Source organism: Kribbella sp. NPDC006257 (assembly GCF_040613535.1).
GTDB lineage: Bacteria > Actinomycetota > Actinomycetes > Propionibacteriales > Kribbellaceae > Kribbella.
Genome location: NZ_JBEXSJ010000011.1, coordinates 116,860 through 132,384, shown reverse-complemented (window position 1 = coordinate 132,384; position 15,525 = coordinate 116,860). Strand labels below are relative to the sequence as shown.

The window sequence follows — 15,525 nt, the reverse complement described above, 5'->3', positions numbered from 1 at the left end:
TGGGGCCAAGGAATGGGGCGGGGGCCATTAGGCTGAGGCGGTGACTCCGGAACAGCTCGCTGAGAAGATCCTGCAGGCCCTGACCGCGCTCGTCGACGACGGCAGCATCACCGTTGACGGCGGGTTGCCGGGTGAGCTGAAGGTCGAGCGGCCCAAGAACCCCGAGCACGGGGACTACGCGACCAACGTCGCCATGCAGCTGGGGAAGCGGTCGAGTCTGGGAAATCCGCGCAAGCTGGCCGAGGTGCTGGCCGCCAAGCTGCAGGGTGACGAGGCGATCACCGCGGTCGAGATCGCGGGGCCGGGTTTCATCAACATCCGGGTCGCGGCCGATGCCCAGGGCAAGATCGCCGCGCAGATCCTGGAGGCGGGTCCGGCGTACGGCGGAAGCGACTCGCTCAAGGGTCAGCCGATCAACCTGGAGTTCATCTCCGCCAACCCGACCGGTCCGCTGCACCTCGGGCACACCCGCTGGGCCGCCGTCGGTGACGCGCTCGCCCGGGTGCTGACCGCGGCCGGCGCGAAGGTCACCCGCGAGTTCTACGTGAACGACCGCGGCGCCCAGATGGACAAGTTCGGCGCCTCGCTGAAGGCGGCCGCGCACGGTCTGCCGGTCCCCGAGGACGGCTACCACGGCGAATACATCAACGACCTGGCCCAGCAGATCGTCGACGAGAACCCGTCGATCATGATGCTGCCCGACTCCGAGCAGATGGTCGCGTTCCGCGAGGCCGGCTACGAGCGCCAGCTCAAGGAGCAGCAGGACCAGCTCGCCCACTTCCGGACCAAGTTCGACGTCTGGACGTCCGAGCGCAGCCTGCACGAGCAGGACGGCGTCGGGCACGCGATCGAGAAGCTCCGTGAGCAAGGTCACCTCTATGAGGCGGACGACGCGCTCTGGATGCGCACCACCGACTTCACCGACGACAAGGACCGGGTGCTGATCCGCACCAACGGCGACCCGACCTACTTCGCCTCCGACGCCGCGTACTACGTGAACAAGCGCGAGCGCGGCTTCGAGGTCTGTATGTACCTGCTCGGCGCCGACCACCACGGCTACGTCAACCGCCTCAAGGCGATCGCGGCCTGCGCCGGTGACGACCCCGAGCACAACATCGAGATCCTGATCGGCCAGCTGGTGAAGATCCTCAAGGGCGGCGAGGAGATGAAGCTGTCCAAGCGGGCCGGCACCATCGTCACGCTGGCCGAGCTGGTCGAGGAGGGCGGCGTCGACCCGCTGCGGTACACGCTGTGCCGCTACCCGGTCGACTCCCCGCTGACGCTGGACATCGAAGAGATGACCCGGCAGGTCAGCGAGAACCCGGTGTACTACGTGCAGTACGCGCACGCCCGGCTCGCCTCGATCCTGCGCAACGCCGACGAGCTCGGGATCAAGCTGGACGAGTTCGAGCCCGGCCTGCTCAGCCACGAACGCGAGGGCGACCTGCTCCGCGCACTGGCCGAGTTCCCGCGGGTAGTCGCCACCGCCGCCGAGCTGCGCGAGCCGCACCGCGTCGCGCGGTACCTGGAGGACACCGCCTCCGCGTTCCACAAGTTCTACGACAGCTGCCGGGTGCTCCCGCGCGGCGACGAGGAGGTCGAGCCGGTGCACAAGGCGCGGCTCACCCTGGTCGGCGCCACCCGGACCGTTCTCGCCAACGGGCTCGACCTGCTCGGCGTCTCCGCCCCGGAGCGGATGTGAGGGCGCACGAGGCGGGCACCCTGCACGCCGACATCGGGCACAAGGCACCGCCGTGGCTGCGGGCGCCGGGCAACGTCAACGACCTGGTCACCCAGCTCTGGTCCACGAACTCCAAGAAGAACGCCGAAGGAGCCCTCGAGGTCGGCGGCGTCGACGTACGGGACCTGCTCGCGGAGCACGGCAGCCCGGCGTACGTGCTGGACGAAGCAGACTTCCGCTCCCGGGCCCGTGCTTTCAAAGAGGGTTTCAAGGACTTCGACGTCTACTACGCGGGCAAGGCGTTCCTCTGTACGACGGTCGTCCGCTGGGTGATGGAAGAGGGTCTCAACCTCGACATCTGCTCCGGCGGTGAGCTCGCGGTGGCGTTGAGAGCGGGTGCGGACCCGGCGCGCCTCGGGTTCCACGGCAACAACAAGTCCGTCTCCGAGCTGACCCGCGCTCTCGAGGCCGGGGTCGGCCGGATCATCGTCGACTCCCAGGACGAGATCACCCGGCTGATCGAGCTGGCCGCGGAAAGAGACCTGGTCGCGCCGGTGATGGTCCGGGTGACGGCTGGCGTCGAGGCGCACACTCACGAGTACATCGCGACCGCGCACGAGGACCAGAAGTTCGGCTTCTCGATCACCTCCGGAGCGGCGTACGAGGCCGTTGCCCGGGTCAACGAAGCGCCGGAGCTGCGGCTGCTCGGGCTGCACTCGCACATCGGCTCGCAGATCTTCGACTCGTCCGGGTTCGAGGTCGCCGCGAAGCGCGTGATCGCCTTGCACGCAAGGGTTTCCGACGAGCTCGGCGTGACCATGCCGGAGCTCGACCTCGGCGGCGGTTTCGGCATCGCGTACACCACCCAGGACGATCCGGCCGATCCCGCGCAGCTCGCGACCGAGATGGGCAAGATCGTCGAGCACGAGTGCCGCGGGTTCGGCGTCGACGTACCGAAGGTCTCGATCGAGCCCGGTCGCGCGATCGTCGGGCCGGCCATGTGCACGGTCTACTCGGTCGGCACGGTGAAGGACGTCGCACTCGACGCCGGCGCATCGCGCACCTACGTCTCCGTCGACGGCGGGATGAGCGACAACATCCGCACCGCCCTGTACGACGCCGACTATTCCTGCACGCTCGCCAACCGGTACTCCGATGCGGCGCCGACGCTGGCCCGGGTCGTCGGCAAGCACTGTGAGTCGGGCGACATCATCGTGAAGGACGAGTTCCTGCCGTCGGACGTGCAGGCGGGCGACCTGGTCGCCGTACCGGGGACTGGTGCTTACTGCCGGTCGATGGCGAGCAACTACAACCATGTACCGCGGCCGCCGGTGATCGCGGTCAAGGACGGTCAGACCCGCGTGGTCGTCCGCCGGGAGACCGAGGACGACCTGCTGATACTCGACATGGGGGCGGCCGAATGACCAAGGCCTTGAAAGTCGGACTCCTCGGCTGCGGGGTGGTCGGTACCGAGGTGGTGCGGATCCTCACCGAGCGCGCCGACGACCTCGCCGCGCGGGTCGGCGCGCCGCTGGAGCTGGCCGGCATCGCGGTACGCCGGGCCGGCCGCGCGCGCGACATCGCGGTCGACTCCGCGCTCGTCACCACCGATGCCCAGGCGCTGGTCTCCCGCGGTGACCTGGACCTGGTGATCGAGGTGATCGGCGGCCTCGAACCGGCCCGCGGGCTCATCCTCACCGCGCTCGAGAACGGCGCCTCGGTGATCACCGCCAACAAGGCGCTGCTCGCCGAGGACGGCCCGACGCTGTTCGCCGCCGCCGAGAAGTACGAGCGGGACCTGTACTTCGAGGCGGCCGTCGCCGGGGCGATCCCGATCCTCCGCCCGCTGCGCGAATCCTTGGCCGGCGACGACGTGACCCGGGTGATGGGCATCGTCAACGGCACCACGAACTACATCCTGGACAAGATGGACTCCACCGGCGCCGGCTTCGACGAGGCACTCGAAGAGGCCCAGGCTCTTGGGTACGCCGAGGCTGATCCGACCGCGGACATCGAGGGGTTCGATGCGGCCGCGAAGGCTGCGCTGCTTGCGAGTTTGGCCTTCCACACCAGGGTTTCCATCGCCGACGTGCATCGCGAAGGCATCACCGAGGTGTCCGCGACGGACATCGCCTCGGCCCGCGAGATGGGCTGCGTGGTGAAGTCGCTGGCGATCTGTGAGCTGGACGAGGCGACCGATTCGGTCAGCGCCCGGGTCTATCCGGCGATGATCCCGCTGAACCACCCGCTGGCCTCGGTCCGGGACGCGTACAACGCCGTTTTCGTGGAATCCAAAGCGGCCGGCGAGCTGATGTTCTATGGTCGTGGTGCCGGCGGCGCCCCGACGGCCAGTGCTGTCCTCGGGGATCTGGTGTCCGCCGCGCGCAACCGGCTCAAGGGCGTGCCGGGGGTCGGCGAGTCGTCGTACACCCAGCGGGCCGTCCGGCCGATGGGGGATGCGCTGACTCGCTATCACGTGTCGCTGGACGTGGCCGACAAGGCCGGCGTGCTGGCGGCGGTGGCGACTGCGTTCTCCGACCACGGAGTGTCGATCCAGACCGTCCGGCAGGAAGGCCGCGGCGGGGAGGCTCAGCTCGTCGTGGTCACCCACACCGCCACCGACGCCGCTCTCTCCGCAACCGTGGAGGCCCTGCGCGACATGGACATCGTGCGAGAAGTCAGCAGTGTGATGCGGGTCGAAGGGGATTAAGAGATGATCCAACAGAGGCCGCAGCAGCGGCCTGTTCTCTGGCGAGGCGTGATCGAGGAATACCGCGACCGGTTGCCGGTCTCGGCGGACACTCCGGTGGTCACGCTCGGCGAAGGCGGTACGCCGCTGGTGGCCGCGCAATGGCTCAGTGAGCAGACCAACTGCGAGGTCTGGCTCAAGGTCGAGGGGAACAACCCGACCGGCTCGTTCAAGGACCGCGGGATGACGGTCGCGATCTCGCTCGCTGCGCAGGCGGGGGACAAGGCCGTGGTGTGTGCGTCGACGGGGAACACTTCCGCGTCGGCTGCCGCGTACGCCGTACGGGCTGGGCTGTTGCCGCTGGTGCTGATTCCTGCTGGGCGGATCGCCAAGGGCAAATTGGCTCAGGCGATCGTGCATGGGGCTCAGTTGGTGACTGTTGACGGCGGCTTTGATGACTGTCTGCGGATCGTGCGGGAGTTGGGGAAGCACTATCCGGTCGCGCTGGTGAATTCGGTGAATCCGGTGCGCCTCGAGGGACAGAAGACGGCTGCTTTCGAGGTGTGTGATGCGCTGGGGGATGCGCCGGATCTGCATGTTCTGCCGGTGGGGAACGCGGGGAACATCGCGGCGTACTGGAAGGGCTACCTGGAGTACAAGAAGGACAAGATTTCGTCGAAAGCTCCGCAGATGTGGGGTTTCCAGGCGGAGGGTGCAGCGCCGATCGTGCGGGGTGCGATCGTGGAGAAGCCGGATACCGCGGCGACGGCGATCCGGGTCGGCAATCCTGCCTCCTGGATCCTGGCCGAGAACGCCCGGGACGAATCGGGTGGGCGGATCGAGGCCGTCTCCGATGAGCAGATCCTCACCGCCCAGCACGATCTCGCCGCCCGCGAAGGTGTCTTCGTCGAACCCGCCTCCGCCGCTGGCGTCGCAGGCCTCCTCGCCACCAAGTCCGCCGGTCGCCTCGACGGAGGCCAAACCATCGTCATCACCGTCACCGGCCACGGCCTCAAAGACATCGACACAGCCCTCTCCCACATCCACCTCCCAGAACCCCCAGTAACCCCCGCAGACACCGACGCCGTCGCCCGCGTCGCCGGCCTGGTGTGAATTTGAGCGGCTCTGTTCGGGTTCGGGTGCCGGCTACTAGTGCGAACTTGGGGCCTGGGTTTGATGCGTTTGGGTTGGCGTTGGGGTTGTATGACGAGCTGACGGTGACGCCGGGGGATTCTGGCGTGACCGTTCAGGTGGATGGGTCGGGCGCTGGGGAGGTGGCGCTCGATGAATCGCATCTGGTGGTGCGGGCGATTCGGGCGGGGCTGGAGTCGCTGGGCGCAGTCGTACCAGGGTTTGCGTTGCGGTGTGTGAATCGGATTCCGCATGGGCGGGGGCTTGGGTCGTCGTCGGCGGCGATCGTGGGTGGGATCGCGGCGGCGTACGGGATGACCGGTACGCCGTTGGATCGCGGCCGGATTGTCGATTTGGCGAACGAGATCGAGGGGCATCCGGACAACGTGGCGGCTGCTGCGTTGGGTGGGTTCACGATCGCGTGGACCGAGGGTGACAAGGGTCGTGCGGTGCGGTTGGAGCCGGTGAGTGGGTTGGCGGCGGTGGCGTATGTGCCGGGGACCCGGGTGCTGACGAAGGCGGCGCGTGGGTTGCTGCCGGGGGTCGTACCGCATGGTGATGCTGCGGCGAACGCGGGTCGGGCGGCGTTGCTGGTGGCGGCGTTGACCTCGCGTCCTGAACTGCTGATGACGGCGACGGAGGATCGGCTGCACCAGGAGTACCGCGAGCCGGCGATGCCGGAGAGCCTTGCCCTCGTGCACAAGCTTCGGGGCAGCGGGCTTCCCACAGTCATCAGCGGCGCCGGGCCCACCGTCCTAGTCCTCACCATCACCCCCGAAACAACCCACACATCCGAAGCAGAGCAGGCCGCCGGTGCAGCCGGAGCGGAGCGTGCCGCCGGTGCAGCCGGAGCGGAGCCTGCATTTGAAGTGGGGCAGGGACAGTGGGGGTGGGGAGAGGGCGAGGGGGTGCCGCTTGCGCACTCGGATGGTGCGGGTGTTTGGCCGGCTGCGCCGGATGGGTGGGAGCGGTTGGAGTTGGGGATTGATCCAGTCGGCGTACAGGTCTGGTCCGAAAAGGGCGGAGTCGTGACTACGGGTGTGGGGGAATGAACAGAACCGGACACGCGTTGTACATCCCGAGTCGTCAGATGCCCCCTCAGTGGTGCTAGTCTCGACTCACCCGATCCCCTCCAGGTGATCGGCGAACTCTCTCGTCGCATCCGGGCTTAGCTCCCGACATCTTGATGTATGTGGCGACCTCCCAGTGAAGGACTTGCGCCGCCTGCGTCGGATAACTCCGGGGGGAACCGGATTCAGCGAGAGCCTCTATAACCACGTCGCCACGCCGTCAATCGAGACTGCGTCGGTCGTGGTGATGATTCCGGGCGATGAACCTGAGGACATCGTCCATCCGTGTGGGAAGGACCTCACGTGACAGAAACTGTTGAAGCCTCCAGCGGGGCCGGCACCACGCGCCGGCGCAAGGCTGGCGGCGGCCTCGAAGGCATGCTGCTCCCCGAGCTCAAGCAGCTCGCCGGGACGCTCGGCATCAAGGGCACCGGCGCGCTGCGCAAGGGCCAGCTGATCGAGGCGATCAAGGCTGCCCAGTCGGGTGGCGGTTCAACGGGCGCCGCGCGCTCCCGGGCGAGCCAGCCGACCCTGGACGAGGCAGCCGCGGAGCCGGCCGCGCCGAGCACCAAGGGTGCGCTGAGCGCCAAGGTTGCCAAGGCCGACGCTCCGGCGCGGGTAGGCACTCGCCGCGCCCGTGCAGCCGCTGCCGACACCAGCGCGGCCGAGAAGACTCCCGCCGTCGAGGCGCCCGCCGCCAAGGCGACCCAGAACGGCAGCGCCGCTCCGGTCGAGACGGCCGTGGCCGCTGCGCCGGTCGTCGAGAAGCAGGTCGTCGAGCGGCCGGCCGTTGAGCGTCCGGCGGTCGAGCGGTCGGTGGACTCCGGCGGCGACGTCGAGAGCCGGGACGACCGTTCCGCGAACCGCGAGAGCGGCCGGGACCGTGGCCGTGGCCGCGAGAACCAGCGCGACGGCGCCCAGAACCGCGACGCCCAGAACCGGGACAGCCAGAACCGCGAGGGCCAGAACCGGGACGGCCGCGAGGGCCAGAACCGGGACGGCCGCGAGGGCCAGACCCGCGACGGCCGCGAGAGCCAGCTCCGCGACAACCGTGACGGTCGCAGCGACAGCCGCGACCGCAACGAGAACCGCGACCGAAACGACAACCGGGGCGAGCAGAACCGCGACAGCCGCGGCGACCAGCGCACCGACGCCGGCCGCTCTGACGCAGGCCGTACCGACCAGCGCACCGACCGCAGCCAAGGCGACCGCAGCCAGGGCGACCGCGGCCAGGGCGACCGCGGCCAGAGCGATCGGGGCCAGGTCGACCGGAACCAGAACGACCGCAATCAGGTCGACCGGGGTGAGGACGGCGACGGACGTCGCCGTCGCCGCCGCGGGCGCGACCGTGACCGCGGTCAGACCGGTGGGCGTACCGACACCGGCCGGGACAACACCCGCGGCAACCGCGGCCGGGGCGACCGCTTCGACCCGGAGCCGACCATCACCGAGGACGACGTCCTGGTGCCGGCCGCCGGCATCCTCGACGTACTCGACAACTACGCGTTCGTCCGGACCAGCGGCTACCTGCCCGGCCCGAACGACGTGTACGTCGCGCTGTCGATGGTGAAGCGCTACGGCCTGCGCAAGGGCGACGCGATCACCGGCGCGGTGAAGCAGCCGTCGGACGGCGAGCGCAAGGAGAAGTTCAACCCGCTGGTCCGGATCGACACCGTGAACGGGTCGGACCCGGAGGTCGCCAAGCAGCGGCAGGACTTCAACAAGCTCACCCCGCTGTACGCGACCGAGCGGCTCCGGCTCGAGACCGAGCCGAACATCCTCACCACCCGGATCGTCGACATCGTCAGCCCGATCGGCAAGGGTCAGCGCGGTCTGATCGTCTCGCCGCCGAAGGCCGGTAAGACGATGGTGCTGCAGGCGCTCGCGAACGCGATCACCACGAACAATCCCGAAGTACACCTGATGGTCGTGCTGGTGGACGAGCGGCCCGAAGAGGTCACCGACATGCAGCGCACGGTCAAGGGTGAGGTCATCGCCTCGACCTTCGACCGGCCGGCCGACGACCACACCACGGTCGCCGAACTGGCGATCGAGCGGGCCAAGCGGCTCGTCGAGCTCGGCCATGACGTCGTCGTGCTGCTGGACTCGATCACCCGCCTGGGCCGGGCGTACAACATCGCGGCACCGGCCAGCGGCCGGATCCTGTCCGGTGGCGTCGACTCGTCGGCGCTGTACCCGCCGAAGCGGTTCTTCGGCGCGGCCCGCAACATCGAGGACGGCGGCTCGCTGACCATCCTCGCGACGGCGCTGATCGAGACCGGCTCCAAGATGGACGAGGTCATCTTCGAGGAGTTCAAGGGCACCGGCAACATGGAGCTCCGGCTCCGCCGCGAGTTCGCCGACCGCCGGATCTTCCCGGCGATCGACGTGGTCGCCTCCGGTACCCGCCGCGAAGAGCTGTTGATGAGCAAGGACGAGACCCAGGTCGTCTGGAAGCTGCGCCGGGTGCTGTCCGCACTCGACGGCCAGGCCGCGCTGGAGCTGTTGATCGGCAAGCTCAAGGAGAGCAAGTCGAACATCGAGTTCCTGCTCCAGGTCAACAAGACCACCCCGTCGACCGGCGGCACGGGTGGCCGCAGCACGGACGACGGCAACTAGTACTACGGGTCGCCGGGCAACCCCCGGCGGCCCGCCCCAAGCTGACTGGATCGCCCCGGAATACCGGGGCGATTCGTCAGGTTAGGGGCGCTGATGGCAGAATTGCTCGTTGGTTCCGGTTCACGTGCGCACCAAGCGGACGACCCGGGACGCCTTTGACTCGAGGAGACCCATGAAGAGCGACATCCACCCGAACTACGTGGCGACCAAGGTGACCTGCACCTGTGGCGCTCAGTTCGAGACGCACTCGACCGCGGAGAGCGGCAGCATCCACGCCGACGTCTGCTCGCAGTGCCACCCGTTCTACACCGGCAAGCAGAAGATTCTCGACACCGGTGGCCGCGTCGCCCGCTTCGAGAAGCGGTACGCGAAGAAGTAGCGACGAAAGCTCTGGGCGAGGTGTGCCTGCGGACAGCGCAGGCCGCCTCGCTTTCGTGTGTTGTGCGGCTTCGCCGCAGGCGGGGGCTTCGCCACCCGCACCCCCCTTGCGCGGGGTTGGCGCTTGTTCGTACCCGAGAGGAGTGCAGCCATGTTCGAGGCAGTGCAGTCGCTGAAGGCGGAGTACGCCGAGCTGGAGCGACGGATGTCCGATCCCGAGCTGCACTCCGACCAGGCGGTGGCGCGGCAGGTCGGCAAGCGGTATGCCGCGCTGGCGCCCGTCGTACGGACGTATGACGAGTGGTTGCAGACCGCGGACGACATCGAGGCGGCCAAGGAATTGGCGCACGAGGATCCCGCGTTCGCCGAGGAGGCGACCAAGCTCGAGCACCGGCGTGACGAGCTGGCCGAGAAGCTGCAGGTGCTGCTCGTGCCGCGCGACCCGAGTGACGACAAGGACGCGATCCTCGAGATCAAGGCCGGTGAGGGTGGCGACGAGTCGGCGCTGTTCGCCGGCGACCTGCTGAAGATGTACCTGAAGTACGCCGAGTCGCAGAACTGGAAGACCGAGGTCCTCGACGCGGCCGAGTCGGATCTGGGTGGCTACAAGTCGATCACGGTCGCCGTGAAGGCCAAGGGCACGCCCGAGCCCGGCGAAGCGCCGTACGCGAAGCTGAAGTTCGAAGGCGGTGTGCACCGGGTCCAGCGGGTGCCGGTGACCGAGTCGCAGGGGCGTATCCACACGTCCGCGGCCGGTGTCCTGGTGCTGCCCGAGGCCGAGGACGTGGACGTCGAGATCGACCAGAACGATCTGCGGATCGACGTGTTCCGGTCGTCCGGTCCTGGTGGCCAGAGCGTCAACACGACCGACTCCGCGGTCCGGATCACCCACCTCCCGACCGGGATCGTGGTCTCGATGCAGAACGAGAAGTCCCAGCTGCAGAACCGTGAGCAGGCGATGCGCGTACTGCGTTCGCGGTTGCTGGCCGCGGCGCAAGAGGCCGCCGACCAGGAAGCCAGCGACGCCCGCCGGCTGCAGATCCGCACGGTCGACCGCTCCGAGCGCGTCCGCACCTACAACTTCCCGGAGAACCGGTTCTCCGACCACCGGGTCGGCTACAAGGCGCACAACCTGGACCAGGTCCTCGGCGGCGATCTCGCCCCGGTGATCCAGGCGCTCACCGAGGCCGACCTGACCGCCCGTCTCGAGGCCGTCGAATCCCAGTGAGCACGAGCGCAGCGAGCACCCGAGCCCTCCTCGCCGAGGCGACTGGCCGGTTGCAGGCGGCCGGGGTCGCCTCACCGGACTTCGACGCGGCCGAACTCCTCTCTCATGTCGCGGGCGTCAGCCGCTTGCAGCTCAGCTCGACCGAGATCACAAACGAGCAGATTGCCCGGTACGACGAGTTGGTGGCTCGCCGTGCCGCTCGCGAACCGCTCCAGCACCTCACCGGTACGGCGGCGTTCCGCTATCGGGAACTGGTCATCGGCCCCGGTGCGTTCGTGCCGCGACCGGAGACCGAAGTACTGGTCGGCTGGATCCTCGATCGGATCGCCGCCGTGAAGAACCCCTTGGTGGTCGATCTGTGCAGCGGCTCGGGCGCGATCGCCGGAGCAGTGGCGACGGAACGACCGGACAGCACGGTGCACGCTGTGGAGCTGTCACCGGAGGCGTGTGTCTGGGCCCGGCGCAATCTCGCCGGTACCGGGGCGACCTTGCACGAGGGCGACATCGACGGCTGCCTGCCCGAGCTGGACGGCCAGGTCGACGCGGTGATCGCCAACCCGCCGTACATCCCGTTGACTGCTTGGGAATCCGTGACGGCCGAGGTGCGCGATCACGACCCGGCGCTGGCGTTGTGGTCGGGTGACGACGGGCTCGACGAAATCAAGGTGGTTGCGGCGACAGCCGGCCGGCTGCTGAAGCCGGGCGGCTGGTTCGGCTGCGAACACGCTGATGTGCAAGGCGAATCGGCGCCCGCGGTCTTCGCGGCGACCGGTCTGTTCACCGAGGTTCGCGACCAGCTGGACCTCGCCGGGCGGCATCGTTTCGCGACCGGCCGCCGCGTCTATTCGTAGACGACGAACTCGGGGCGCGGTTTGAGAGCCATCACCTGACTCGGCGTCATCAGGGTGCCGTGCCGGGTGTCTTCCTTGTAGAAGAGCTTGAATCCGGCATGGACGCCCGGCGCCATCGTCGGGGTGAGCTTCCGCCAGGTGGATTCCTTGTCCGTACGGTTGCCGATCCCGTCGACCGACTTGATGATCTGCACGCCCGGATGCTGCTTCAGCGCCTTCTCGCTGCTGAGGATCCGGGTCGAGAGCTGGTGGAAGACGAACACCTTCTCCGGCAGGTCGTACTGCGTGACCAGGCCGGCCAGGTAACCCGCGATCGAGTCGAGCTCCGCGCCGGTCGTGTGCCCGAAAACCTTGCCGGGCACCTGACCGGGACCGACCGCCCACTCGGGATCGAAGGCGAGCCCGACGTCGGGCTCCTTCAGCCAGTGTTCCAGCACCTTGACCTCACTGAGGATGTCGGCGCGACCCGGCTGGATGTCGAGCAACAGCAGCATCCGGTGCTTGCGGGCGACCGTCAGGTAGTTCTGGATCTTCGCGTCGGGGAGCCGACTGCGGTACTTGCCGTCTTTGCCGGCATGCCCGTTCGCGACCACCGTGATGAGTTCCATCACCGGCTGCGGAGTGCGCCCACCGGCGTACGCCTTGGACAACGTCTCCAGCCGGTTCGCCTTCGTCTCCAGGTCCTTGTCGAGCGGTCCGAGCGCGGGGGAGCCCGGCAGACCGACGTACCCGACCAGCTGGTACTTCGGGAAGACCTGCCGCCCGCCTCGCGGCAGCTCGCCTTCTTTGGGTGCGGCAGGCACCGGCTCGGTGCTCGGTTTGGCCGAGGGAGTGGGCTTGGTCGACGGCGCCGGCGACTTCGCATCGGCCCTGTCGTCGGAACACCCCGCGAGCAACAGCATCAACGCCGCAACAACGACGGCAGAACGCTTCGGCGAAAGACCCACGCCACCACCCAACCACGCCCCTCCGACACATCCACCCCGCGGCGTGTCACCGACCCCCGACTTCGCTACACACCGTGAGACCGGTGACAGCGCGGTCGACCATCGCGTCCTGGCTCTCGTCGAGACCGAGTTCGAGCGCGCGATGGAAATGCGCCCGAGCCCTATCCGGCTCCCCGTGCGCCAGCAAAGTCTCGGCGAGCCTGAGCCGGGCGGTGAGTTCGGCCAGCGGAGCACCGCTGTCCACCGCCAGATCGAGTGATCTGCGACCGGCCTCGAGAGCTGCCGGCCAGTCGCCGCGCCGCGCGTACGCCGTACTGAGGAACGCTTCGGAGTTGAGCAGCGTGTAGTCGGCGCCGCGTTCGATCGCGAGCTCACGTGCGGTGAGCAGGGCCGAAACCGCCTCGTCGTCGCGGTCCAGCTCGATCAGGCACTCCCCGATGCCGTTCAGGGTCTCGCCCTGTACTGCGAGGTCGCCGGCCTTCCTGGCGATCCGCAGCGACTCCTCGTACGCCGCCAGGGCCTCGGCGAACTCGGTCCGGTCTCCGTAGGTGACGCCGAGAAACGCCAGGACCCGGGCGACCAGGTTGAGGTCTCCGGAGGCCTGCGCGAGCTCGAGTGCTTCCTGGAGCAGCTGGATCGCCTTCTCGTCAGGGTGGAGCTTCGCTTCGCTGTAGCCGATCGAGGCGAGCAAGCGCGCCCGTAGTACGAGGTCTGAAGTCGCAGGGAGGCGTCGGCGGGCCTCGTGCAGTACACGAAGGCTCTCCTCAGCACCGCGTCGGTGGCGGCCCAGGCTGCCGATGGAGATCAGCACCCGAGCAACTGCTTCGCCGTTGTCCGCCGCGTCCCGCTCGGCGGCCTGCAACGCTACGTCGAGGAGTTCGTCCATCTCGTCGAAGCGGCTGCGCTGGAAGAAGTACGACGCTGCGGTGATCCCCAGGCGCCAGGCAGGTTCGTCCAAGCCGAGCGTGAGGGCTTTGTGGATGGTGGTGAGGAGGTTGGCGCCCTCGGCGTCGCCCCAGGCGAGACCGTCAGCCGGTGTACCGAACTGGGGCAGGACCAGCGGTGGTGCCGTCGGCAGGACTGCCAAGCGACTGGAGAAGATCGCCTCGACGGCGTCGGCGGCAGCGTAGGTGTAGTAGCTCACCAGGCGACGGACTGCTTGGTCACCTTCCGGCTCGACCAGACTTGCCGCGTACTGGCGGAGCAGGTCGTGGAACTGGAACCGGCCTGGCTGCGGTTGCTGTAGCAGGTTGGCGTCGACTAGAGCCTCTAGCAAGTCTTCTGCTTGGGCAGGGCTGAGCTCTGCGAGGTTGGCAGCGGCGTACTGCTCGATGTCCTGCCCTGTCATCAGCCCGAGTAGCCGGAACAGCCGCTGCTGGTCGCTAGGCAGGTGTTCGTAGGACAGCGCGAAGGCGGGGGAGACACCGCCGCCATCGACGCTCAGCTCGGCCAGGAGGCGGTCCTGTGCGCTCAGTCGCTTGCTGAGGTGTTCCACGGTCCACGCGGGTCGATGCCGCAGCCGTGAACCCGCTACCCGGATCGCCAGCGGCAGGTAGCCGCATTGCTCAACTACCGCTTCAGCAGCAGCCGTGTCGGCGACACGGTCGGCACCGACGATCTCTTGGAGCAACTCAGCAGCATCAGCAGCCTGCAGTACGTCGAGTGCGATCCGCGTAGTCGCGTCCAGAGCACCTAGCTGGCGACGACTCGTGACCACGACGCCACAGGTCGGACTGCCCGCCAGCAACGGCCGGACAGCCGCACTGTCAGGCGCGTTGTCCAGTACTACGAGGATCCGTCGCCCCGCGAGCTCTGATCGCCACAGGGCGGCACGCTCCTCCAACCCGACCGGGATCCGATCCGCAGGAACCGACAAGCTGCGGAGCAACCGGTCGAGAGCCGCTGCTGGAGTCACCGGCTCTCGGCCAGGTGTGTAGCCGTGCAGGTCGATGAACAACCTGCCGTCCGGGTAGGTGCTTGTGAGGCGCCGAGCAGCACGGACGGCCAACGCTGTCTTCCCGACGCCCGCCATGCCGTCGATGGCGACTACCCGTGGCGCGGCGACCGGCTCTGGGGTGAGAGCAGCCACCACTGCTGCCAGCTCATCGGAGCGGCCGACGAACGAGGCACCGTCGTACGGGAGTTCGTCTGGGACCTTTGTGGTGACAGGTGTGTCGTTGGCGAGGATCTGCCCGTGAATGGCGCGGAGGCCGGGGCCTGGTTCGACGCCGAGCTGGTCGACGAGCTCCTTGCGTGCCCGGCTGTAGATCTCCAGGGCTTCGGACACGCGGCCACTGCGCCAGTAGGCGAGCATCAGCTGGCCGGCGAACTGCTCCCGGAGGCGGTCTTCCTCAACCAGGGCGACTAGTTCCGGCACAAGATCGCCGTACCGGCCACGTTCGAGATCCAGATCGATGCGCTCGGCAAGGACCTTCAGGCGGCGTTCGGTGAGCCGGTGGCGCTGCACGTTGAGGTAGTGCCCGGCCAGTCCGGCCAGTGGCTCCCCGGAGTACAGGCTGAGCGCTGCCGCGAGACTGGCCGCTGCTTGGTCGAGATCGCCGGCTGCGCGAGCTGCATAGCCAGCGGAGACGAGGGATTCGAAGCGTGACAGGTCCAGAGCATCCGGAGCGAGCTGGAGGCAGTAACCCTCGCGAGTGGAGCTGACCGCGCCGTCTGGAAGCAGCTTGCGGAGGCGATAGACGTACGTCGGGACGATCTTGCTGCCGGTCGCCGGTGGCGCGTCACTCCAGACCAACTCGACCAGCTCATCGGCTCCCACCACCTGGTTGGCTCGCAACGCCAGCACAGCCAGCAAGGACTGCTGCCGGCTCGGTCCGAGGTCGAGCGCCTGCTCGCCGTACCAACCGCGCATCGGGCCGAGGAGGTCGATGCGGAGTTGGGTGGTCACAGTCCGCAGTCTCCTGTGAATCA

At 68.2% G+C, this 15,525-nt stretch carries 11 protein-coding genes; 9 read left to right on the top strand and 2 right to left on the bottom strand.

Annotation, left to right across the window (positions count from 1 at the left end):
- Positions 1-40 precede the first annotated feature (40 nt).
- From argS to prmC, 9 genes are all read left to right on the top strand, one after another.
- Positions 41-1,702, top strand: coding sequence for an arginine--tRNA ligase (gene argS / locus ABZ004_RS15950; protein WP_355680593.1), 1,662 nt, complete (start codon positions 41-43; stop codon positions 1,700-1,702).
- Positions 1,699-3,105: a diaminopimelate decarboxylase gene (lysA, locus tag ABZ004_RS15945; RefSeq protein ID WP_355680592.1), complete on the top strand. Its 1,407-nt coding sequence runs from the start codon at positions 1,699-1,701 to the stop codon at positions 3,103-3,105. Before argS ends, lysA begins: the two co-directional genes overlap by 4 nt.
- Entirely contained in the window at positions 3,102-4,391 is a 1,290-nt protein-coding gene (locus ABZ004_RS15940; protein WP_355680591.1) for a homoserine dehydrogenase, read from the top strand. Before lysA ends, ABZ004_RS15940 begins: the two co-directional genes overlap by 4 nt.
- A gap of 3 nt (positions 4,392-4,394) precedes the next feature.
- Positions 4,395-5,483, top strand: a complete 1,089-nt coding sequence (gene thrC, locus ABZ004_RS15935) for a threonine synthase (protein ID WP_355680590.1) — start codon at positions 4,395-4,397, stop codon at positions 5,481-5,483.
- The gene (thrB, locus tag ABZ004_RS15930) at positions 5,480-6,553 is read left to right on the top strand and encodes a homoserine kinase (RefSeq protein WP_355680589.1); all 1,074 of its coding nucleotides are present in this window, start codon (positions 5,480-5,482) and stop codon (positions 6,551-6,553) included. The genes thrC and thrB overlap by 4 nt, the downstream gene beginning before the upstream one ends.
- Positions 6,554-6,874: 321 nt before the next feature.
- On the top strand, positions 6,875-9,190 hold the full coding sequence (gene rho, locus ABZ004_RS15925) for a transcription termination factor Rho (protein WP_355680588.1): 2,316 nt from the start codon (positions 6,875-6,877) through the stop codon (positions 9,188-9,190).
- Between the two features lie 172 nt (positions 9,191-9,362).
- On the top strand, positions 9,363-9,569 hold the full coding sequence (rpmE, locus tag ABZ004_RS15920; protein WP_355680587.1) for a 50S ribosomal protein L31: 207 nt from the start codon (positions 9,363-9,365) through the stop codon (positions 9,567-9,569).
- Between the two features lie 150 nt (positions 9,570-9,719).
- The gene (gene prfA / locus ABZ004_RS15915; protein ID WP_355680586.1) at positions 9,720-10,796 is read left to right on the top strand and encodes a peptide chain release factor 1; all 1,077 of its coding nucleotides are present in this window, start codon (positions 9,720-9,722) and stop codon (positions 10,794-10,796) included.
- A complete protein-coding gene (gene prmC, locus ABZ004_RS15910) occupies positions 10,793-11,647 on the top strand; it encodes a peptide chain release factor N(5)-glutamine methyltransferase (protein ID WP_355680585.1) in 855 nt (284 codons plus the stop codon). The genes prfA and prmC overlap by 4 nt, the downstream gene beginning before the upstream one ends.
- On the opposite strand, the gene ABZ004_RS15905 is transcribed toward prmC, so the two are convergent.
- Together ABZ004_RS15905 and ABZ004_RS15900 are read right to left on the bottom strand one after the other, a co-directional pair.
- A complete protein-coding gene (locus ABZ004_RS15905) occupies positions 11,638-12,594 on the bottom strand; it encodes a hypothetical protein (RefSeq protein WP_355680584.1) in 957 nt (318 codons plus the stop codon). The genes prmC and ABZ004_RS15905 overlap by 10 nt on opposite strands.
- Before the next feature lie 46 nt (positions 12,595-12,640).
- A complete protein-coding gene (locus tag ABZ004_RS15900) occupies positions 12,641-15,502 on the bottom strand; it encodes a BTAD domain-containing putative transcriptional regulator (protein ID WP_355680583.1) in 2,862 nt (953 codons plus the stop codon).
- Between the last annotated feature and the right edge of the window lie 23 nt (positions 15,503-15,525).